The sequence below is a fragment of the Bradyrhizobium sp. BWA-3-5 genome, assembly GCF_032917985.1.
Classification (GTDB): Bacteria; Pseudomonadota; Alphaproteobacteria; order Rhizobiales; family Xanthobacteraceae; genus Bradyrhizobium.
The window spans coordinates 3,789,229-3,808,736 of the sequence record NZ_CP136626.1 but is presented as its reverse complement, the minus strand read 5'-3'; the positions used below and the strand labels follow the sequence as shown (position 1 = coordinate 3,808,736).

Here is a 19,508-nt window from a genome sequence, read left to right as displayed (position 1 = left end):
CCCATGGGCTTGCCGAAAGACGACGCCGCCACGCTGTCGGCGCGATGGACCGAAGGCGTACTGCTCAAGCGTGACGTGTTCTCGACCGTCGAGCGCGGCCGTTTTCGCGATGAGACCGGCGAGGTCGACGCGGTGCTGCGCCGGCTCGACCAGGTGCCGGTCTGGTCCTATCCGCTGGCGCGTCATCTGTTTGCCCGCGAGCGCCGCGCGCTGACGCTGGCGCGCGATCTCGATGCCGGCCCGAAACTGCTGTGGGCGGGGCAACGAGCGCTGGTGCGCGGCTTCATCGATGGAGTCGCGCTGCACCTGGCAAAGCCGCATGGCGACCTCGCCTATTTCCGCTCCGCCAAGGCGGCGCTGCGCAGGCTGCACCGCGCCGGCATCTGCCACAACGATCTCGCCAAGGAGCAGAACTGGCTGGTAGGCCGCGACGGCCGAGCCTATGTGACCGACTTTCAACTCGCCGCCTGCTTCAAGACCCGCAGCCACCTGTTCCGGATCGCGGCCTATGAGGATCTGCGGCACCTCTTGAAGCACAAGCGCAGCTATGCGCCACAGGCGCTGACGCCGATGGAGCGCAAGATCCTGGCACGCAAATCCTTTGTCGCCAGCCTCTGGCTCAAGACCGGCAAGAAGGTCTATCAGGCTATCACCCGCGGCCTGTTCAATTTCACCGATCGCGAAGGCGGTGGCCGCCGGTTGGTCAACGACGCGCCGGTCCTGATCGAACTGATCCGGAAAAATCCCGAGGTGCGCGACACCGCCATCGTGGCTTTCGCCGACCGCCGGACAGGCGTGGGATTGTATGCTTTTGTCGAGGCCGACGATGTCGCATTGGAAAAGCAGTTGCGCAGCGAGCTTGGCGCAGCCAAGGGCACCAGAGCGCCGGAGCACATCCAGGTGGTGCACGCGCTGCCGCGCGACGCCGCCGGCAAGCCGCGCACGGAGATATTGCAGCTCGTTGCGATGAACCAGGTCGACCTGATCGAGCCGCTGATCACCAGCGACCTCGATCGCGCGTTCATGAAGGACATTCTGGAGAGCCGCAAGAATTTGCGGGACCGCTTCAATTTCGAGAGCAGCGAGTTGAACTCGCAGTCAAACTGACTTTCGTGTCCGGGGCGCGACGCAGCGCCCTTCGCGCTGCGTCGCAGAACCGGGATCCATCTCACGACAACGTGGACCCCGGATCAGCAGCGCACTACGTCGCAAGTGCGACGCGCTGCGCAGCATCCGGGGAACGCCAGAAACATCGCTTACCCGCCAAACACTTTCGTGCGCGAGGCGCGCCACAGCGTCCACAGGATCCGCAGCCGCGACGTTGCATGCGGCACGAACGGGTCGGCATCGGCGCGCGACATGCGCTTCAGATCGCGATCGACCAGCGCCAGCGGCAGGAATACCGGCCGCACCTGCGGCGGCACATGCGCGAGCAGCTCGAAGGCCGTGCGGAGATGGTTTCGTGCCTCGCTGATCAGCTGGTCGACCGCGGCGCGTGTGTTCGGCGTCTGCTTGCCCGAATAGACCTGCTCGACCCCACTGCCATGCTGTTGCAGCAATTGCAGCGGCAGGAATAGCTGACGCCGCGCGGCGTCCAGCGGCAGCGTCGCGACCACCTGCGCAATGCCCTGGGCGAGGCCGGCATGGCGGGCGAGATGGTCGATCGCGACCGAGGGTGGTGCCGCGATCCGCGCGCCGAGCGAGAACAGCGCAGCAGCGGTATCGGTGATATAACCCTCCAGCGCCGCCATTGACGGCATCGGGTCGTTGTAGAGGTCGAACTGATGCTCCTCGATCAGCCGCGATAGCGGCGCGACTGGGAGGCGGAATTCGCCGATCGTCTGTAGCAATTCGGCCGCGACCGGATTGCCCTCGACGCCGCCATGGCCGGCGCCATCAAGCATGTCGGTCCACCATTGCAGCCGCATCTCGCCCGGCAGCGGCTGGCTGACCTGCTCGCGCACCCGCGAGATCTCGACGTTGAAGGCGTAGACCGACAGCAGCGCGCGGCGCTGGGCTGCCGGCAGAAACAGCGTCGACGCATAGCGGATGAAGTCGTGCGTCCGCACCAGATCGGCGCAGAATGTGGCGGAAGCTTTCGACGTCGCGGTCATGGCACCGCGATCAATGCCGCCGCAACGCGCCGCCGCTCGCCCAGCATGATGTTATAGGTGCGGATCGCAGGCCCGGTCTGCATCGCATCGAGCACCACGCGCACAGCGCGCAGCGCCTCACGCAGGCCGCGCGGCGGCACCCAGACCTCGGTGCCGGTGCCGACGATCAGTGTGTCGATGGCGTTGGCTGCCTTGAACACCTGCGAGAGCGAATATTCGTCGATCTCGGCGGGCCTCGTCACCGGCCAGGCCCAGATGCCGTCCGGCAGGCACATCAGCGAGCCGCGATGCGACATGTCGGCGAAGGCGAAGCCGCCCTTGCCGTAGGCTTCGATCGGCGCCGACCTCGGAAGATGGGGAGCGTCCGAGGAACTGGCCATGATGAACTACTTCTTCGCAGGCGTATCCGGGGCATCGCGGTGCTCGCCGACGCCGAGATAGATCAGGATCGGCGCGGCAATGAAGATCGAGGTGTAGGTGCCGACCAGCACCACGCCGAACATCATGACCGCCGTGAAGCTGTGAATCGCATGGCCGCCGAACACGAGCAGCGCAAGCAAGGCCAGCGTCACCGTGACGTGGGTGATGATCGAGCGCGAAAGCGTCGAATTGATGGATTCGTTGAGAAGCTGCGGCATCGGCATCTTCTTGTAGCGCCGCAGCATTTCCCGGATGCGGTCATAGATCACGACCGTGTCGTTCAGCGAGTAGCCGAGAATCGTGAGCAGCGCCGCGATACTGGTGAGGTCGAAATCGACCTGCGAGATCGACATGAAGCCGATCGTCAGCACGATGTCGTGGACGTTGGCGATCATGGCGCCAAGCGCAAACTGCCACTCGAACCGGAACCAGAGATAGATCAGGATCGCGATGATCGCCAGCATCAGGCCGAGCATGCCAAACGCCAGCAGTTCGCCGGAAACGCGCGGACCCACCACTTCGACGCGGCGGTAGTCGACGCTGTCGCCGAGCGCGCCGCGAACCTTGGTCACCGCTTCCTGCTGCGCCTTGTCGCCGCCGGGCTGTTCGGCCACGCGGATCAGCACGTTGCTCGCGTCACCGAACTGCTGAAGCTGAACCTCGCCGAGGCCGAGCGTACTGAGCTTGGCCCGCATCGCGGCAATGTCGGCCGGTCCGGACTTGGACTGCACTTCCAGCAGCGTGCCGCCGCGGAAGTCGATGCCGAAATTCAGCCCGTGGGTGAAGAACAGCACGATCGCGACGATCGACAGCGCGGCCGAGATCGGGAAGCTGATGCGGCGGAAGCGCGTGAAATCGAAATGCGTGTCGTCGGGCACGATGCGCAGCGGCGGCAGCAGGTCGAAGATCGCCACCACGGTGAGCACGGCGATAAGAACGCCCAGCCCGATGAGAACGTATTGTGTCAAAGCCGGCTCCGCATTCTCAAATTGGCACGGTCTTCGGCCGCTTCCATCGTACCCAGCCGGCGACGATCAGGCTGGTCAGCGTAAACGCGGTGAACACTGTGGTGATGATGCCGATGCCGAGCGTGACGGCGAAGCCGCGAACCGGCCCGGTGCCGATATAGAACAGCACAGCGGCGGCAATGAAGGTGGTGATGTTGGAGTCCAGGATGGTCGCCAGCGCGCGCCGGAAGCCGGCGTCGATCGCCGAAATCGCGTTGCGGCCGTGGCGGAGTTCCTCGCGGATGCGCTCGTAGATCAGCACGTTGGAGTCGACGGCGATGCCGACCGTCAGCACGATGCCTGCGATGCCGGGCAGCGTCAGCGTCGCGTTGAGCAGCGACAGCAGGCCGAAAATCATGGCCACGTTGATGGCGACCGCAATGTTGGCGAACACGCCGAACAGGCGATAGGTCACCAGCATGAACACGATGACCATGATCGAGCCGACATAGGCGGCGAGTTCGCCCTTCTCGATCGAGTCCTGGCCGAGGCCGGGACCAACCGTGCGTTCTTCCACCACGGTCAGCGGCGCCGGCAGCGCGCCGGCGCGGAGCAGGATCGCCAGGTCGTTGGCCTGCTGGACCGTGAAGTTGCCGGAAATCTGCCCCGAGCCGCCGGTGATCGGCTCGCGGATCACGGGCGCCGAAATCACTTCATTGTCGAGCACGATCGCAAAAGGCACGCCGACGTTTTCCGAGGTCGCCTGGGCAAACTTGCGCGAGCCCGAACTGTTGAACTTGAAGCTGACGATCGGCTCGTTGGTGCGCTGGTCGAAGCCCGGCTGCGCGTCAATGAGGTCACCGCCCGACACCAGCACCTGCCGCTTGATGACATAGGGGACCTTCGGCGCGGTCGAGCTCATCAGCACTTCGGATTCCGCCGGCACCCGGCCCGCCTGGGCCTGGTCGGGCGGCACCGAGGTGTCGACCATGCGGAATTCCATCTTGGCGGTCTTGCCGAGCAGTTCCTTGAGGTGGGTCGGATCCTGCAGGCCTGGCACCTGCACCAGAATGCGGTCGGTGCCCTGGCGCTGGATGATCGGCTCGACGGTACCGAGCTCGTTGACGCGCTTCTCGACGATCTGGATCGATTGCTCGATGGTCTTGCGCATGCGGTCGAGCATCGCCGGCTGCGGGATCGTGATGCGGATCAGCCCGTTGCCGGCATCGCTCACTTCGAGATCGCGCTGCCCGCTCCCGCCCAGAAGTCCGCCGATCGGTTGCGAGAGGTCTCGGAGCTTGGGCAGCGCTGTCGCCACATCAGCCTCGCGGCTGATCCGGACTTCGACCGCGTCGTTACGGACCGCAAGCCCGGTATAGGCCACCTTGGCGTCGGCCCGCAGCACGCGCCGCACCTCGTCGCGCACCTGCTCGAGCTTCTCCTTCTTCACGTAATTGGCGTCGACTTCTAGCAACAGGTATGAGCCGCCCTGCAGGTCGAGACCGAGCACGATGTGACGCTGCGCCCAGACGGGCCAGGTCTTCACCCTCTCCTGGGAGAAGAAGTTGGGCACCGCGAACAGGCAGACGATCAGCGCGGTCAGAATGATCGCCAGCGCCTTCCACCGCGAGAAATACAGCATCGAGTTGACCCGTCACTTCCAGGAAAATGCACCGCGCAAGCGGCGCGCAAAACTCAGCTCGCGGAGTCGTCCTTGGCCTCACTCTTTTCCTTGGCCGGCTCGCCCTTGGCGCGGACGCCCGAGATCATCTGCCGCATCTGGCGGACACGGACGCCGTCCGAGATTTCGAACTCGATCTGGTCGTCGTCGACCACCTTGGTCACCTTGCCGACCAGCCCGCCGGAGGTCACCACGGTGTCGCCACGGCGGATGTTTTTGACCAGTTCCTGGTGATCCTTCACCTTCTTCTGCTGCGGCCGCAGAATCAGGAAGTACATGATCACGAAGATCAGTGCGAACGGCAGCAGCGACATCAACATGCTGTTGGCATCGCCTCCGGCGGCAGCCTGGGCGTATGCAGGGGTTATCAGCATTCGAACAATCCTCGCTAAGACGGAAAGAACCGGCCATGCCTGGGCGCAGCGGCCTGGGCATGTCGCCGGTCCGGGCAAATTCGCGCGGACTATAGCGGCGGCGGGCCCAATTGCAACGCTGGCTGCCCCCTCATTTAGGCCGCTTGCGGGAGCTTCCAAGGCCCGTTAAGGCTGCGCGGTCAGGAACTCCGTAAATGTCGAAAAAACCCAAGAAATCAGCGCCGCGCGCCGCTCCCAAGGCCGCTTCGCGAGCGCCGGCAAAAACCGCGACAAAACGTCCGGCAAACGCGCTCGACGGCGCTGCCGCCGAGCGGATCGCGATCGCCCTGGAAGCCATCGCGGGCCACCTCTCAGCGGCCGCTCCGGCCACCAATCCTCAGTCATTCGGAGCCGCCGATGCCTTCGTCTGGCACCCGGATGGCCGCCTGTCGCCGGTGCCGCGCGTCAGCCGAGTCGAGCTTGGCCTGCTCAAGGGCATCGACCGGATGCGCGACATCCTGATCGAGAATACCGAGCGCTTTGCCGACGGCCTGCCCGCCAACAACGCGCTGTTGTGGGGCGCGCGCGGCATGGGCAAGTCCTCGCTGGTGAAGGCGGCGCATGCCAGCATCAATATCGACCGCAAGCCGGCCGACCGCCTCAAGCTGATCGAGATTCACCGCGAGGACATCGAGAGCCTGCCCGGCCTGATGGATCTCCTGCGCAGCTCCGATTTCCGCTTCATCGTATTCTGCGATGACCTTTCCTTTGACGGCAATGACGCGTCGTACAAGTCGCTGAAGGCGGTGCTGGAAGGCGGCATCGAGGGCCGCCCCGACAATGTCATCCTCTATGCCACCTCGAACCGCCGCCACCTCTTGGCGCGCGAGATGATCGAGAACGAACGCTCGACCGCGATCAACCCCGGCGAAGCCGTCGAGGAGAAGGTGTCGCTGTCCGACCGCTTCGGCCTCTGGCTCGGCTTCCACCGCTGCAGCCAGGACGAGTACCTCGCAATGGTCCGCGGCTATTGCGGCCATTTCGGCATCGGGATGTCAGATGAGGAGCTGGAGCGCGAGGCACTGGAATGGTCGACCACGCGCGGCTCCCGCTCGGGACGCGTTGCCTGGCAGTTCACGCAGGAGCTCGCCGGGCGGCTGGGTGTGCGGCTTTCGGGGAAGTAGATCTCTCGCGTTCCCCGGGCGCTGCACACCGCGTAGCGGTGCGCTGCAGAACGGGGTCCAACTTTCAGAGCAGTCGCGATGGGTCCCGGCTCTGCGGCGCAGCGTTCCGCTGCACCGCGTCTGGGACACGAGACCTCACGCCCCGTTGAGGAATTGCAGCGGGTCAACCGGTGACGAACCCTTGCGGATTTCGAAGTGGAGCTGCGGCGACCCCACCTCGCCCGATTGACCCGACTTGGCAATGATCTGGCCGCGCTTGATCGTATCGCCGCGCTTCACCATCAGTTCACTCGCATGGGCATATGCGGTGACGTAACCGTTGGAGTGCCGCACCAGAACCAGATTGCCGTAACCCTTGAGCTCGTTGCCGGAATAGGCGACGACGCCGTCCTCGGCCGCCTTCACCGGCGTGCCTTCCGGCACTGCCAGGTTGATGCCGTCATTCGACTTGCCGTTGGTCTTGGCGCCATAGCTCGTGATCACCTTGCCGCGGACCGGCCAGCGGAAGGTCGGCAGCGCGCCGGTGGCTTCGCTGGGCTTGACCGGCGCAGCTTCCACGACGGGCTTCTCTTCCGCGATATTGGTTGTCGCAGAGGCAAGCCGCGCGCTCTGCGGCGGGCCGCCGACCGAGGCGACCTTGCTGGTCGCGGGCGCTGCAACCGGCGCTGCGGGCTGGGCGGGAGCTGCGGCCACGGGCTGCGCCAGCGGAGCAGCCGCAGCCGATTTAGACCCTGGCACCGTGAGCTTCATGCCGAGGCTGAGCTTGGCGGACTGGTCGAGATTGTTGGCCCTGGCGAGCTCGGCCACCGGGACGTGGTTGCGGCGCGCAATGCTCATGAGCGTATCGCCGCGATTGACGACGTGGATGCTCGGCGCGGCTGCCGAAACGGCGATCGGCTTGCTGGCCGCTGGCGTGGGAGTCGCAGCCACGGCGCTCTGGCGCGGAATGATCAGCTGCTGGCCGGGCGACAACACCCGTGGGCCCTTGTAGCCATTGGCCTGCAGGATCGCGGCGGGCGAAACGTTGTAGCGCTTGGCAATAATGTCGAGGGTGTCGCTGGTGCCGACGATGATCGTGGTGCCGCCCGGCGCGGCCGGACGCGCCGCCGCGACCGAACGCGGCGGCACTGTCGCAGTGGTCTCGATCGGCGAACGGGTCGGCGGCGCATAGGACGAAACCCCGCGCCCGCCTCCGGAAATCCCACCGGAGCTGGCGGGATAGGCGCTAGGCGCGGCGACAGCAGGTGGCGGCAGGGATTGGGACTGGAATTGCGGCGCCTGCTGGGGCTGCGGACGGGCGTATTGCGGCAGCTCGCGGCGTTCGGCGGCGGGAGCGCGCACCGTGCCGGTGGCTTCGGGCTGGGAGGCAAAGGGATTGGAGAACGAGCTGTCGGAAAAGCGCGTCTGCATATCGGCGCTGCAACCGGCAAAGCCGACCGACATCAGCGCCAGCACCGCGACCTGCGGCACCCGACGCGAGCGAAGCAACTCGGCGACACGGGACATGGTTACTCACTCGTACGCAACAAAATACTGTTTTGAGTAAACACGTACCGAGTAAATAACGGCTTAACCCTTGGAATAAGATGTTGGCGGGAACCGCCAATCCGGGCTTTTACAGCTCGCGCGCGATTCCCGGCAGCGCCGGGACGAAGCGGACGTCGACCAATTCCTTGCGCTCGAAACCGCTCTCCGTCCTGGTGAAACGGACCAGTGTCTGGGTGCCATGATGCGGGCCGACGGGCGCGATCAGGATGCCGCCCGGTTGCAGCCGCTGCAGCAGTTTTTCCGGGATTTGCTCCATCGCGGCGGTGACGATGATGCGGTCGAAGTCGCCGGCCCCGGGCGGGATGTCGAAGCCGTCGCCCAGCAGCACCTCGATGTTGTAGTAACCGAGGCCTTCAAGCTTGGCGCGAGCGGCATCGGCCAGCGTCCGGTAGCGTTCGACAGTCAGGACATGGGCACATAGCCGCGACAGCACCGCCGCCTGATAGCCGGAGCCGGTCCCGATCTCGAGCACCTTGTGGCCCTTCTGCAGCTGCAGCTGCTCGGTCATGTAGGCGACCACGAAAGGCTGGCTGATGGTCTGGCCGCAGGCGATGCCGAGCGCGCTGTCGCGGTAGGCATGGCCGCGATCGCCTGATGCCACGAACGCCTCGCGCGGCACCTCCTCCATGGTCCGAAGCACCGCCTGGTCGCTGATTCCGCGCCGCCGCAGGGTCAGCTGAAACATCATCTTCTCGGGCGGTTCTTGCGACATTGCGGTCTCGTGGCAGGCGCTGCCGCCAATCGAATGCGTGGGCTCGCCGAGATGTAATAGCGTATGCGCGTTTAAGGAAGAATTTCCTCAACATTTTGGTTCCGCGTTTGGGAACTGCGGCCGCGCCCCGGCGTTGGGGGCCGGGAAAATCCCGCGCGGGTGGTGAACCGCCTCAAGCGTGCCGGCGCATGGCCAGTTCATGTCGAGATTGCACCAAGGGACGTTTTTTGCGAACCTCCACGCTCGGAAGGGCAAGGAATCCATCATGGTAGCGACACGGCCGGCGGGCTGTTCTGTTTTCCTCGTTGAAGACGAGGTCATGATCCGCATGATGGTCGCCGACATGCTGGAAGAGCTGGGCCACAGCGTCGCTGCCGAGGCCGGGGAGATCGGCGAAGCGGTCAAGCTGGTGCAATCGACCGAGTTCGATCTCGCCATTCTCGACGTCAACGTCAACGGCAAGGTCATCACGCCGGTGGCCGAGCTGATTACGGCGCGCAACCGCCCCTTCATTTTTGCGACCGGCTATGGCTCCTCCGGCCTGCCCCAGGAATATCGCGACCGCCCCGCTTTGCAGAAGCCATTCCAGCTCGAAACGCTGGCGCAAGTGATCGCATCGACGCTGAAGAGCGCACCGGTTTAGGCCAGCCACCCACAAACTCAGCCGTCATCATCCGCGCAGGCGGATGATCCAGTATCCCAGAGACCTGCGATAGAATCGAGAAGCCGCGGCGTACTGGATACCGCCTTCGCGGGTATGACGAGCAGGGCTGCCCTCGATTTATTTCAACGTCGTCGTCAGCGCTTCCGAGAACGCCTCGTCGGTGCGGTCGAGCCGCAGCGGCGTCACCGACACGTAGCGCGCCGCCAGCGCGGCAAGATCGGTGCCTTCGGCCGGCGTATCCATCATCGCGGCACGCTCAAAGCCGATCCAGAAATAGGGATTGCCACGGCCGTCGTGGCGCTTGTCGACTTTCAGGAAGCCGAGATTGCGCTTGCCCTGCCGCGTCACGCTGATGCCCTTGACCTGATCGGGCGTGCAGGCGGGAAAATTGACGTTGATCACGGTGTTCTTCGGCACGCCGGCATCGATCACCTTGCGCACGATCTCAGGACCGAATTTCAGCGCCGTTTCCCACAGCGGCGCGTGACGGGTCTCGATGGAAAATTCCTGGCTCAGCGCAAACGACGGGATCCCCAAGATCGTGCCCTCGAGCGCGCCGGCGATGGTGCCGGAATAGACGACATCCTCCGCGACGTTGCGGCCCCGGTTGACGCCCGACAGCACGAGGTCCGGCATCTTCTCGCCGAGGATGTGGCGCGAGCCCATGATTACGCAATCGGTCGGCGTGCCCCGCACCGCGAAATGGCGCGGGCCGACTTCGCGCAGCCGCAGCGGATCGTTGAGCGACAGCGAATGCGAGACGCCGGACTGGTCGAGCTCGGGCGCCACGATCCAGACGTCGTCGGACAGCGCACGGGCGATCTCCTCAACGATCTTCAGGCCCGGCGCATGGATGCCGTCGTCGTTGGTGCAGAGGATGCGCATCCGTCAATGTGCCTTCTGTTTCAGGAATGGTCGGCCTGGCCGGGGGGTCGTCTTATCGCCCTATCGCCGTCGAGGCAAACCGGCCGATTCGCTCATGTTTTCTTCATCCAGACGCGCCAGGGCCGCACGAATTTGGCGCCGCCGTCGATTTCCATCTGCAGGTCCGGCGAGGCCTTCTCCGCCGATTCGGCGGGTGGAGGCGGCGGCGGGGGCGTGGCGATGGCGTCGGCCGCCGGAATGGTCGCGGCCACCGGCTCCGCTCCCGCCTCCGGCGGCTTGTGGCGCGCCCGCGCCACCGCGAGCCCCTTGTCGAAATCCACGGCGTTGAGCCATGCCTTGGCGTGCATGCGTGCGATCAGATCGTCGTCCCAGAGGTGGGCGACCTCGATATCGAACGCGCCCATCAGTCGCTGATCGACCAATTGCATCCCGTAGCCGGTAACAGCCCATTGCTTCCCGATCCAAAGGACGTCGCGATGCAGGGCCATTTTCGCTCTTGCTATTTGTCGTGCTCGATCACTTTGAGGCCGCCCATGTAGGGCTGCAGCACATCAGGCACAGCGATCGAACCGTCTTGCTGCTGATAGGTTTCCATGACCGCAATCAGGGCGCGGCCGACCGCGGTGCCGGAGCCGTTCAGCGTGTGCACGAAACGCGGCTTGCCGTCGGGCCCGCGCGAGCGCGCATCCATCCGCCGCGCCTGGAAGTCGCCGCACACCGAGCAGCTGGAAATTTCCCTGAAGGCACCGCCGTCGCCCTGCCCGGGCATCCAGACCTCGATGTCGTAGGTCTTCTGTGCGGAAAAGCCCATGTCGCCGGAGCACAGCGTCATCACACGATAATGCAGCCCGAGCCGGCGCAGCACTTCCTCGGCGCAGGACAGCATGCGCTCGTGCTCGTCGCGGCTGGTTTCGGGCGTTGCGATCGACACCAGTTCGACTTTGGTGAATTGATGCTGCCGGATCATGCCGCGGGTGTCACGCCCCGCCGCACCCGCTTCGGCCCGGAAGCACGGCGTCAGCGCGGTCAAGCGCATCGGCAGCTCTTTTTCGTCGACGATGGATTCACGGACGAGGTTGGTTAGCGAGACTTCGGCGGTGGGGATGAGGCCGAGACGTTCGGTCTTCAACCGATCGTCGGGAGCGGCCAGCAGCTCGCCCTTGATGGCCCAGAACTGATCGTCCTCGAATTTCGGCAATTGGCCGGTGCCGAACATCACGTCGTTGCGCACAAGCAGTGGCGGATTGATCTCGGTGTAGCCGTGCTCGTTCGTATGCAGGTCGAGCATGAACTGCCCGATCGCGCGTTCGAGCCGTGCAAGCCCCTTCTTCAACACGACGAAGCGTGCGCCGCTCAATTTGGCTGCGGCCTCGAAATCCATGTACCCCAGCGCGCCACCGAGATCGTCATGCGGCTTCGGCGTGAAAGCGTAGTTGCGGATATTGCCGTAGATGTGCCGCTGCACATTGCCGTGCTCGTCCACGCCTTCGGGCACGTCGGCGAGCGGCAGATTGGGAATTGCGGCAAGCTCTTTCGCCAGCTCCTCGTCAGCCGCGTTCGCTGCCGCCTCAAGGTCCGGCATCGTGGTCTTGAGTTCAGCGACTTCGGCCATCAGCCTGCCGGCGCGCGCGTCGTCCTTGGCCTTCTTGGCCTCGCCGATTTCCTTCGAAGCCGCATTGCGCCGCGCCTGCGCCTGTTCTGACGCCAGGATGGCCGCGCGACGCCTTTCGTCGATCGCCAGCAGCGAGGCCGACAACGGCGCCAGTCCGCGGCGCTTCAGTCCGGCGTCGAAGGCTTGCGGGTTGTCGCGGATCGATTTGATGTCGTGCATGCGGGTTCGGTCCTGAGGTCATCACTCTGCGAACATTCAACATTTATGTTGACTGTTTACAGTCCGCCCCAAGTACCACACTCGTCATCACCCGCGAAAGCGGGTGATCCAATATTCCAGAGCCGTTCGAGATAAATCCGCCAAGCCGCGGCGTACTGGATTGCATGATGTGGTCCCCATCCTGGGATGGGGACGCCAGCGGACCCTCGAGTACTGGTCGGGTCCTGCAAGACCGTGGGAATCTTGGGACCGCCGGCGTTACGGTCTGACACGCGTACGGTAGAGAGGGCCTAAGCCCGCATTGCAATCCGGCGTGCCGACCAAGATCCATTGCAGGCCCTGCTCCATGCCGAGACCTGCCGGTGCGACGTGGCGGACAGCGCCATCGTGAGCAAGAGCCTGCGGGCGGTCATGGCCGCCCTCGAGCGTTCGCTGGCTGCCGTCGATAGGGCTATTGCCGAGCGTATTGCGCGCTCAGCGCATGCCGAAAACAGCCGTCGGCTGCAAACCTTCTGCGGTGTCGGCCCTGCCATCGCCGAAACGTTGATCGCGGACCTGCCGGAACTCGGACATCTGTCAGGCAAGAAAATCGCGGCGCTGTGTGGCCTCGCACCGCACACGCGTGACAGCGGCAAGCAGCGCGGGCATGCGTCCACCGGTCATGGCCGCCCAGGCGTGCGCAAGGTGCTCTTCAACGGCGCGCGCAGCGCCATCCAGCATCCGGTTATGAAGGCCTTCTACCGGCGCCTGGTTGACCAGAATCACCGCTTGGGCAAGGTGGCGCTCACTGCCGTCATGCGCAAAATGCTTGTGATACTCAACGCCATGATCCGTGATGGTTCCGATTGGAAGCACGCAGCCAGACCTGCAGCATGATGAGCCTTCGATCATGGCAAGCCGACGCGGCAGCGCGCGCAGCCGGTCAAGGCCGGCTTCGCCGCCGCGCAGCGGTTGCCTTGACGGGCGAGCACGATGCCGCACGCTCGCCCAGGATCGAACCCTTGACGAACATCACGGTAGATTCCGCGCTTCCGCGGGGAATACACCAATCGCGGAGCGCGCTGAGTGCCCTATTCCGCCGGATTGGTTTCCGCCGGCGGGCTGGCGGACGGCGGTGTCGTCGAGGTCTGCGCGGCGGCCTTCTTTTCCACCATGGCGACAGCGATGATGGCGCCCTCATAAAGGGCCAACAGGGGGATCGCGAGCGAAGCCTGGCTGATAACGTCAGGGGGCGTCAGCACGGCGGCGATAACGAAGGCGATGACGATGAAATAGCGCCGCTTCTCCCGCAGCATTTTCGAGGTGACGATACCGATCCGCCCGAGCAGCGTCAGGATGACAGGCAGCTGAAACGCGATGCCGAAGGCGAAGATCAGCGACATCATCAGCGAGAGATATTCGCCGACCTTCGGCAATAACTCGATTTTTGCGGTCTCGTCTCCGCCGAGCTGCTGCATGCCGAGCGAGAAACGCGCCAGCATCGGGAACACAACGAAATAGACCAACGCCGCGCCCAGCACGAAGAAAAGAGGCGTTGCGACCAAGTACGGCAGGAAGGCGTTACGCTCGTGCTTGTAGAGCCCAGGCGCCACAAACATGTAGACCTGCCCCGCCACGATCGGGAACGAGATGAAGGCCGCGCCGAACATCGCCAGCTTCAATTGGGTCAGGAAATATTCCAGGAATGCGGTGTAGATCAGCTTGGCGTTTCCGGGGTCGCCGACGGCCAAAACATATGGCCACACCAACACGTTGAATATTTGCTTGGCGAAGAAGAAACAGAAGATAAAGGCAATCCCGAACGCGAGCAGCGCCTTGATCAGCCGCGAGCGCAGCTCGATCAGGTGATCCATCAGCGGCGCCTTGCTGGCCTCGATGTCTTCGATGGTCATGACGCTTTGGCGTCCTTGAGAACGTCAGGTGAAGCCGGGGCAATATCCTGCTGAACCGGCGCAGTAGCCTCGCGGGTGATCGCCAGCGGCTCGGCAGCGGCCGAATGGGCCTCGGCCTCGACAAACGTCTCCGGCGTCGGTGCGGCCGGTGTCGTCGGGGTGACGGGTTCGCCGATGGCGCCTGCCACCTGGGCATCGCTCGCTTCCGCCGTGGCCGGCTTGTCCGGCTCGCTGATCTGCAGGGCGCTGTCGACGTCCTTTTGCAGGGAGGTCATGAGGTTACCTGAGGACAGCGCGGTGGCGGTCTCCTTGACCTCGTCAAAGCTCTTTTTGAGGTCGGCCATTTCGGCCTCGCGCATGGCTTCCTGGAACTGGCCCTGGAATTCGGCGGCCATCTTGCGCGCCTTGCCCATCCATTGCCCGACCATGCGCAGCACGCCCGGCAGTTCTTTCGGGCCGATGGCGATCAGCGCGACAACCGCGATGACAACCAGTTCACTCCACCCGATGTCGAACATGAATTCTTCCGCTCGCGCGAGACATCCGCGCCCCAATCCATCATAGCCAAGATTTGGGGCCGGCCGCGCCTTTTCTAAAGCCGGCGACGCTCAATTGGCGCCGGGTCCAAGATGCCTGGTTCAGACGGCCTTGCTGCCGACATCCGTGCGCGCCGCCGTCGGCGCCGCGTTGTGTTCGATCGTCTTCGCCGGTTCGGCGGGCTTTTCGGGCTCCTTGGTGTCGTCCTGCATGCCCTTCTTGAAGGCCTTGATGCCCTGGGCGACGTCACCCATCAGATCCGAAATCTTGCCGCGGCCGAACAGCAGCAGGACCACTGCGATCACGACGATCCAGTGCCAAATGCTAAGCGAACCCATCCTGCAACCCTCCAAAAGAGATGGCCGGCTTCCGGCCTAAGCTTGGGCGGAAGGTAGGCCCGAGAGGTATCAAAAACAAGGACCCCCGCCGCGGCAAATCGCTGTCGCGGCTACGTATTATGGCTATCATTAACCCCGCCTGAGTAAGCGGCCGGCGCGCTTCGGAACTAGCTTTCGCTGCTTCCGCTGCCTTCTTCAGGCTCTGCCGCCGGTGCCAGCAGCAGTTCCAGATTGTCCCCGGCCTCGAGTGGGTCCTCGTCCTCACGCAGCGCAACATCGTCGGACGGCGTCGGAACGGAAAAGCCAGACGGCAGCCGCGAGTCCAGTAGCCCCGTACCCTTCAGCTCTTCCAGGCCCGGCAGGTCGCCCAGCGCTTCCAGGCTGAATTGCGAGAGGAAGGCTTCCGTGGTGCCAAAGGTCAGCGGCCGGCCCGGCGTCTTGCGGCGGCCGCGCGGGCGGATCCAGCCGGTTTCAAGCAGCACGTCCAGCGTTCCCTTCGACGTGACCACCCCGCGGATTTCTTCGATCTCGGCACGCGTCACCGGCTGGTGATAGGCGATGATTGCGAGCACCTCGATCGCCGCGCGCGACAGGCGCCGCGTTTCCGTGCTTTCGCGTGTCATCAGCCACGACAGGTCGCCCGCGGTGCGGAACGTCCATTTGTTGGCGACGCGCACCAGGTTGACGCCGCGTGGGGCATATTCCGCCTGCAACTGCGCCAGCGCCGCCTTGATGTCGACGCCATCGGGCATGCGCTTGGCGAGCGCGGCCTGGTCGATCGGCTCGGCGGAAGCAAACAGCAAGGCTTCGAGCAGCCGCAACTCCTCCGGTCGCGCGGCTTGCTCGATATTCTGATTCTGGTCGATGGGATGATCCTCGGCATCTTCCATGCGTTTTTCCGCCAGGCTTGCCATGGCTGGGTCTCCTTCCACTTACTCGACCGTCAGATCCGGCGCGGGCTGTGCTGCCTGCGGCGGGCGCTTGCGAAAATACAGCGGCGCGAACGCCTCTTTCTGGTTCAATTCCATCTCGCCCTCGCGCACCAGTTCGAGCGCCGCAGCAAAGCTCGATGCGAACACGGTTGCTTTCTGCGAGGGATCAACAACGTAGCTCAGCAGGTAATCGTCGAGGCAGCTCCAGTCCTCGGATTCGGTCATGCCGACCAGCCGCTCCAGCGAGGCGCGCGCCTCGGCGAGCGACCACACCGTGCGCTTGGCCAGATGCACGGTTGCCAGCACGCGCTGCTGGCGTTGCGTGGCATAGGCGGTGAGCAGGTCGAACAGCGTCGCTGTGAACTTGGGGTGCTTGATCTCGGCGATCGATTCCGGATTGCCGCGCGGGAAAATATCGCGCTGAAACTGCGGCCGGTTCATCAACCGGTTGGCGGCCTCACGGATCGCCTCAAGCCGGCGCAGGCGGTTGGCCAGCGCGGTCGCCATTTCCTCGGCGCTCGGCCCGTCCGGCGTCGCCGGCTCGGGCAGCAGCAGCCGCGATTTGAGGAACGCGAGCCAAGCGGCCATCACGAGGTAGTCGGCCGCCAGTTCGAGGCGGATCTTTCGCGCCGCCTCGATGAAGCTCAGATACTGGTCGGCCAGCGCCAGGATCGAAATCTTGGCGAGGTCGACCTTCTGCTGCCGCGCGAGCGTGAGCAGCAGGTCGAGCGGGCCCTCATAGCCCTCAACGTCAACCACCAGCGCCGGCTCGCCGTCGGTGATTTCGGCGGGCCGTCCGGTCTCAAACGATAGAATCTCAGCCGTCATGCCGTACCTACCCGATCCATCAACGCTTCAAGTTCGGCCCGCCCCGCCTGCCGGTCGAACGGCTCGGGCGGCTTCCGCGAGGCCAGCGCCCGCCTGGCGCGTTCCAGAGGCTCGCCTGCCAGCTCCGGCGTCTCGCGCGCCACATCGCGCATCTCGTCGAGCTTGCCGTTGCAGTGAAGGACCATGTCGCAGCCGGCATGGACGATGGCGCGGGTCCGCTCGGCGATCGATCCCGCCAGGGCATTCATCGACACGTCATCACTCATCAACAAGCCTTGGAAACCAATTACGCCACGAATCACTTGGCGGATGATTGTCGCAGATGTCGTCGCGGGTTGGACCGGGTCAATCGCGCTAAACACAACATGTGCGGTCATGGCCATCGGCAGGTTCGAGAGCGGTTGAAACGCCGCGAAATCAGTCCGTTCCAGTTCCTCCCCCGGGGTATCAACGGTCGGGAGGCGAAAATGGCTATCCGCCGTGGCCCGGCCGTGGCCGGGAATGTGCTTGAGGACCGGCAGCACGCCGCCTTGCTCCAGACCCCCGGTGACCGCCCGGGCGATCGCTGCAACCTTGGCCGGTTCGGTTCCATAGGCCCGGTTGCCGATCACGGCGTCGGCGCCGGCGACCGGGACGTCCGCCAACGGCAGGCAGTCGACTGATATCCCGAGATCGATCAGATCGGCCGCAATCAGGCGCGAGCTGAGCCAGGCGGCCCGCAGCCCCAGCGCCTTGTCGAGGTCGTAGAGCGCGCCGAAGGTGGCGCCGGGCGGATAGACCGGCCAATGCGGCGGGGTCAGCCGCGCCACCCGCCCGCCTTCCTGGTCGATCAGAACAGGGGCATCCGCCCCGCCCACGAGACTTCGAAATTCTTCAACGAGCGCGGATACTTGATCCGGCGTCTCGACATTGCGTTTGAACAGGATCAGGCCCCATGGCAGTTCGCCACGGAGGAACTCGCGCTCCGCCGCGGTCAGCTCCAGTCCTGATACGCCCGTGATGAATGCGCGGCTTGCCATGGGGGCCGATTAGGCCCCTCACAGCCCTTGGGTCAAGGAATCGGGCGATAATTCTACGGGATAAAGCACTGCCCGCCGGCGGCTTTCAGCTCGGTGCAGAACTGGACCGCCTCCTGCCGGGTCCGGTAGGGCCCGACCATGGCGCGATATTTGGTTTTCCCATCAGCCAGGTTGACCTGCTTGATAACAGGCGAACGGGAACCGAGCACTGACGAGTACTTGCCTTGCACCACGCGGAACGCCTCTCTGGCCGCGGACTCGCTGTCCTGCGATGACACCGACACCAGGAAGCCAGGTGCCGCCTCGGAAGCGGCCGGTGCGGCTTGCGTCGGATTGGTCGCGGCCATCCGGGTCGGAGGCGGCTCCGGATCGCCCGCCTGCGGCGCGATCGACATCGGCGTGTTGGCACTGGCATTGGCCGAGGCCGGATTACGCGTGGGAGCGGCCGGTGCAGGTGCTGCGGCGCTTCGCGTCGGCGGCCTTTGCGTCGGCGCGCTCGCGCCGGCCGGAACGCCGCCATTCTCCGCGGGATCGCCCTTCACCGCGAGTGTCCTGATCCGGCGCGGCTCGTTGTTCGGCATCGTGCCATTGGCACTCGCTGGAGCCATCGGCGCTGACGGCGACACGCTCGCCACCGGCGGCGGGCTGCTGTTCTGGTTCAGCGGCGGAAACACCACGCGCGGACCGACCGACCGTGAATTGACGTCGACTGGCGTCTCTTCGCGCGACACCAGCTTCTCGCCGCCATCGCCTGACAGCAGGCGGTCGGGCGTCTTGGCGGCGCCGCCATCGGCAGGTGCCGGCACCACCTTGGTCGGGCTGTTGTCGGCCCTGATGATCGGCGGCTCGCCCGAGCGGGGCGAACCGACAAAGGTGCGATAGGCAAAGGCAGCGCCCGTCCCCACCACGGCCAGCGCCAGCACGGCGGCAACCGTCACCAGCCCTTTGGAGCGCTTCTTCGGCTCGGGCTCTTCCTCGTACTCGCCCTGATAGGCATAGGGATCATCCGGATAGGCCGGATCGCGCTGATAGTCCTGCTCGCCGTTTTCCAGCCGTCCGTACAGCGCGTCGTCGTAGCGCGACGGGTCGTGCTCCGGCTCGTCGTCATATTGGTGGCGGCCATCGTCATATTGCTGGCGGCTATCGCCATAGTGCTGCGGAGCGTCAGCATATTGCTGACGGCTGTCGGCATATTGCTGCGGGGCTTCGTAATAGTCCTGCGCGGGCAGCGGGGGCGGAGACTGCTGCGCCGAATAGCGATGCAACGGATGCACCGGCGCCGGCTGGTAATCCGGCTCGTCCTCGTACTCCGGCTCCTGTGGCACGGGCGGCGGCACCGGCGGCAGCGGGGTTTCGTGGCGCGCACGCTGCATCCAGCTCGGTGGGCTCCGCGGCGCATCGAGATCTTCCGGCGGCGGAGGATCGTATTGCTGTGGGCGCACATTGGCGCGCGACTGCAGCGGGTGCGGCGCCGGCTTGGCGCCGGCGGCCCCGTAGGGGTCGTTCTGTCCGATCAGCCGCGCGAGCTCGGCAAGCGGATCGTTCTCGCCGCGAGCCTGGTCGGCCGCGGAGTGAAACTGTTGGTTCTGATATCGATCAGCCATCGTGATGATGCATCCCCTA

21 protein-coding genes are annotated in these 19,508 nt (G+C 64.8%); 4 read left to right on the top strand and 17 right to left on the bottom strand.

Features of this window, described 5'->3' with window-relative positions:
- Window positions 1-3: 3 nt before the first annotated feature.
- Complete coding sequence (locus tag RX331_RS18385) at window positions 4-1,107, top strand: serine/threonine protein kinase (RefSeq protein ID WP_317257857.1); 1,104 nt, start codon at window positions 4-6, stop codon at window positions 1,105-1,107.
- Window positions 1,108-1,256: 149 nt separating this feature from the next.
- On the opposite strand, the gene RX331_RS18380 is transcribed toward RX331_RS18385, so the two are convergent.
- Genes RX331_RS18380 through yajC form a run of 5 tightly spaced genes read right to left on the bottom strand, consistent with a single transcriptional unit; the run spans window position 1,257 to window position 5,536 of the window.
- A complete protein-coding gene (locus RX331_RS18380; RefSeq protein ID WP_317257856.1) occupies window positions 1,257-2,114 on the bottom strand; it encodes a phytoene/squalene synthase family protein in 858 nt (285 codons plus the stop codon).
- On the bottom strand, window positions 2,111-2,494 hold the full coding sequence (locus RX331_RS18375; RefSeq protein WP_317257855.1) for an Mth938-like domain-containing protein: 384 nt from the start codon (window positions 2,492-2,494) through the stop codon (window positions 2,111-2,113). The genes RX331_RS18380 and RX331_RS18375 overlap by 4 nt, the downstream gene beginning before the upstream one ends.
- 6 nt (window positions 2,495-2,500) lie before the next feature.
- The gene (gene secF / locus RX331_RS18370) at window positions 2,501-3,502 is read right to left on the bottom strand and encodes a protein translocase subunit SecF (protein WP_317257854.1); all 1,002 of its coding nucleotides are present in this window, start codon (window positions 3,500-3,502) and stop codon (window positions 2,501-2,503) included.
- Between the two features lie 16 nt (window positions 3,503-3,518).
- On the bottom strand, window positions 3,519-5,123 hold the full coding sequence (gene secD, locus RX331_RS18365; RefSeq protein WP_317257853.1) for a protein translocase subunit SecD: 1,605 nt from the start codon (window positions 5,121-5,123) through the stop codon (window positions 3,519-3,521).
- Between the two features lie 53 nt (window positions 5,124-5,176).
- A complete protein-coding gene (gene yajC / locus RX331_RS18360; protein WP_317257852.1) occupies window positions 5,177-5,536 on the bottom strand; it encodes a preprotein translocase subunit YajC in 360 nt (119 codons plus the stop codon).
- 194 nt (window positions 5,537-5,730) lie between these two features.
- Here yajC and RX331_RS18355 point away from each other — a divergent pair, with 194 nt between their 5' ends.
- Window positions 5,731-6,699: an ATP-binding protein gene (locus RX331_RS18355; protein WP_317257851.1), complete on the top strand. Its 969-nt coding sequence runs from the start codon at window positions 5,731-5,733 to the stop codon at window positions 6,697-6,699.
- Window positions 6,700-6,834: 135 nt separating this feature from the next.
- Here the strand turns inward: RX331_RS18355 and RX331_RS18350 are convergent, their stop codons facing one another.
- Together RX331_RS18350 and RX331_RS18345 are read right to left on the bottom strand one after the other, a co-directional pair.
- The gene (locus tag RX331_RS18350) at window positions 6,835-8,205 is read right to left on the bottom strand and encodes a peptidoglycan DD-metalloendopeptidase family protein (protein WP_317257850.1); all 1,371 of its coding nucleotides are present in this window, start codon (window positions 8,203-8,205) and stop codon (window positions 6,835-6,837) included.
- Window positions 8,206-8,314: 109 nt separating this feature from the next.
- Window positions 8,315-8,959 carry a protein-L-isoaspartate(D-aspartate) O-methyltransferase gene (locus RX331_RS18345; protein ID WP_410708238.1) on the bottom strand — a complete coding sequence of 215 codons (645 nt, stop codon included), beginning with the start codon at window positions 8,957-8,959 and terminating at the stop codon, window positions 8,315-8,317.
- 265 nt (window positions 8,960-9,224) lie between these two features.
- On the opposite strand from RX331_RS18345, the gene RX331_RS18340 reads away from it, so the two are divergent.
- Window positions 9,225-9,602: a response regulator gene (locus tag RX331_RS18340; RefSeq protein WP_082637436.1), complete on the top strand. Its 378-nt coding sequence runs from the start codon at window positions 9,225-9,227 to the stop codon at window positions 9,600-9,602.
- A 138-nt stretch (window positions 9,603-9,740) separates the two neighbouring features.
- Here the strand turns inward: RX331_RS18340 and surE are convergent, their stop codons facing one another.
- From surE to serS, 3 genes are all read right to left on the bottom strand, one after another.
- Window positions 9,741-10,508 carry a 5'/3'-nucleotidase SurE gene (surE, locus tag RX331_RS18335; protein WP_317257849.1) on the bottom strand — a complete coding sequence of 256 codons (768 nt, stop codon included), beginning with the start codon at window positions 10,506-10,508 and terminating at the stop codon, window positions 9,741-9,743.
- 92 nt (window positions 10,509-10,600) lie between these two features.
- On the bottom strand, window positions 10,601-10,996 hold the full coding sequence (locus RX331_RS18330) for a hypothetical protein (RefSeq protein ID WP_317257848.1): 396 nt from the start codon (window positions 10,994-10,996) through the stop codon (window positions 10,601-10,603).
- Between the two features lie 11 nt (window positions 10,997-11,007).
- Entirely contained in the window at window positions 11,008-12,339 is a 1,332-nt protein-coding gene (gene serS / locus RX331_RS18325; RefSeq protein WP_317257847.1) for a serine--tRNA ligase, read from the bottom strand.
- Between the two features lie 330 nt (window positions 12,340-12,669).
- Between serS and RX331_RS18320 the strand changes: the two genes are divergently transcribed.
- Window positions 12,670-13,215, top strand: a complete 546-nt coding sequence (locus tag RX331_RS18320; protein ID WP_317257846.1) for a transposase — start codon at window positions 12,670-12,672, stop codon at window positions 13,213-13,215.
- A gap of 194 nt (window positions 13,216-13,409) precedes the next feature.
- Here RX331_RS18320 and tatC read toward each other — a convergent pair whose 3' ends face one another.
- The 7 genes from tatC to RX331_RS18285 form a co-directional block, all read right to left on the bottom strand.
- Window positions 13,410-14,231, bottom strand: a complete 822-nt coding sequence (tatC, locus tag RX331_RS18315) for a twin-arginine translocase subunit TatC (protein WP_317257845.1) — start codon at window positions 14,229-14,231, stop codon at window positions 13,410-13,412.
- On the bottom strand, window positions 14,228-14,749 hold the full coding sequence (tatB, locus tag RX331_RS18310) for a Sec-independent protein translocase protein TatB (protein ID WP_317257844.1): 522 nt from the start codon (window positions 14,747-14,749) through the stop codon (window positions 14,228-14,230). Before tatB ends, tatC begins: the two co-directional genes overlap by 4 nt.
- A 120-nt stretch (window positions 14,750-14,869) precedes the next feature.
- On the bottom strand, window positions 14,870-15,106 hold the full coding sequence (locus RX331_RS18305; protein ID WP_283027538.1) for a twin-arginine translocase TatA/TatE family subunit: 237 nt from the start codon (window positions 15,104-15,106) through the stop codon (window positions 14,870-14,872).
- 167 nt (window positions 15,107-15,273) lie between these two features.
- Window positions 15,274-16,020, bottom strand: a complete 747-nt coding sequence (gene scpB, locus RX331_RS18300) for an SMC-Scp complex subunit ScpB (protein WP_317257843.1) — start codon at window positions 16,018-16,020, stop codon at window positions 15,274-15,276.
- A gap of 18 nt (window positions 16,021-16,038) precedes the next feature.
- Complete coding sequence (locus RX331_RS18295; RefSeq protein ID WP_317257842.1) at window positions 16,039-16,866, bottom strand: ScpA family protein; 828 nt, start codon at window positions 16,864-16,866, stop codon at window positions 16,039-16,041.
- Window positions 16,863-17,885 carry a beta-N-acetylhexosaminidase gene (gene nagZ / locus RX331_RS18290; protein WP_317257841.1) on the bottom strand — a complete coding sequence of 341 codons (1,023 nt, stop codon included), beginning with the start codon at window positions 17,883-17,885 and terminating at the stop codon, window positions 16,863-16,865. The genes RX331_RS18295 and nagZ overlap by 4 nt, the downstream gene beginning before the upstream one ends.
- Before the next feature lie 53 nt (window positions 17,886-17,938).
- The gene (locus RX331_RS18285) at window positions 17,939-19,489 is read right to left on the bottom strand and encodes an SPOR domain-containing protein (RefSeq protein WP_317257840.1); all 1,551 of its coding nucleotides are present in this window, start codon (window positions 19,487-19,489) and stop codon (window positions 17,939-17,941) included.
- Window positions 19,490-19,508: the final 19 nt, after the last annotated feature.

What these genes read in the sequence shown, in the direction of transcription:
- RX331_RS18385 (WP_317257857.1), top strand. Translation starts at nt 4, where the DNA reads ATGGGCTTGCCGAAAGACGACGCCGCCACGCTGTCGGCGCGATGGACC.
- RX331_RS18380 (WP_317257856.1), bottom strand. Translation starts at nt 2,114, where the DNA reads ATGACCGCGACGTCGAAAGCTTCCGCCACATTCTGCGCCGATCTGGTG.
- RX331_RS18375 (WP_317257855.1), bottom strand. Translation starts at nt 2,494, where the DNA reads ATGGCCAGTTCCTCGGACGCTCCCCATCTTCCGAGGTCGGCGCCGATC.
- secD (WP_317257853.1), bottom strand. Translation starts at nt 5,123, where the DNA reads ATGCTGTATTTCTCGCGGTGGAAGGCGCTGGCGATCATTCTGACCGCG.
- yajC (WP_317257852.1), bottom strand. Translation starts at nt 5,536, where the DNA reads ATGCTGATAACCCCTGCATACGCCCAGGCTGCCGCCGGAGGCGATGCC.
- RX331_RS18355 (WP_317257851.1), top strand. Translation starts at nt 5,731, where the DNA reads ATGTCGAAAAAACCCAAGAAATCAGCGCCGCGCGCCGCTCCCAAGGCC.
- RX331_RS18350 (WP_317257850.1), bottom strand. Translation starts at nt 8,205, where the DNA reads ATGTCCCGTGTCGCCGAGTTGCTTCGCTCGCGTCGGGTGCCGCAGGTC.
- RX331_RS18345 (WP_410708238.1), bottom strand. Translation starts at nt 8,959, where the DNA reads ATGTCGCAAGAACCGCCCGAGAAGATGATGTTTCAGCTGACCCTGCGG.
- RX331_RS18340 (WP_082637436.1), top strand. Translation starts at nt 9,225, where the DNA reads ATGGTAGCGACACGGCCGGCGGGCTGTTCTGTTTTCCTCGTTGAAGAC.
- surE (WP_317257849.1), bottom strand. Translation starts at nt 10,508, where the DNA reads ATGCGCATCCTCTGCACCAACGACGACGGCATCCATGCGCCGGGCCTG.
- RX331_RS18330 (WP_317257848.1), bottom strand. Translation starts at nt 10,996, where the DNA reads ATGGCCCTGCATCGCGACGTCCTTTGGATCGGGAAGCAATGGGCTGTT.
- serS (WP_317257847.1), bottom strand. Translation starts at nt 12,339, where the DNA reads ATGCACGACATCAAATCGATCCGCGACAACCCGCAAGCCTTCGACGCC.
- tatC (WP_317257845.1), bottom strand. Translation starts at nt 14,231, where the DNA reads ATGACCATCGAAGACATCGAGGCCAGCAAGGCGCCGCTGATGGATCAC.
- tatB (WP_317257844.1), bottom strand. Translation starts at nt 14,749, where the DNA reads ATGTTCGACATCGGGTGGAGTGAACTGGTTGTCATCGCGGTTGTCGCG.
- RX331_RS18305 (WP_283027538.1), bottom strand. Translation starts at nt 15,106, where the DNA reads ATGGGTTCGCTTAGCATTTGGCACTGGATCGTCGTGATCGCAGTGGTC.
- scpB (WP_317257843.1), bottom strand. Translation starts at nt 16,020, where the DNA reads ATGGCAAGCCTGGCGGAAAAACGCATGGAAGATGCCGAGGATCATCCC.
- RX331_RS18295 (WP_317257842.1), bottom strand. Translation starts at nt 16,866, where the DNA reads ATGACGGCTGAGATTCTATCGTTTGAGACCGGACGGCCCGCCGAAATC.
- nagZ (WP_317257841.1), bottom strand. Translation starts at nt 17,885, where the DNA reads ATGGCAAGCCGCGCATTCATCACGGGCGTATCAGGACTGGAGCTGACC.
- RX331_RS18285 (WP_317257840.1), bottom strand. Translation starts at nt 19,489, where the DNA reads ATGGCTGATCGATATCAGAACCAACAGTTTCACTCCGCGGCCGACCAG.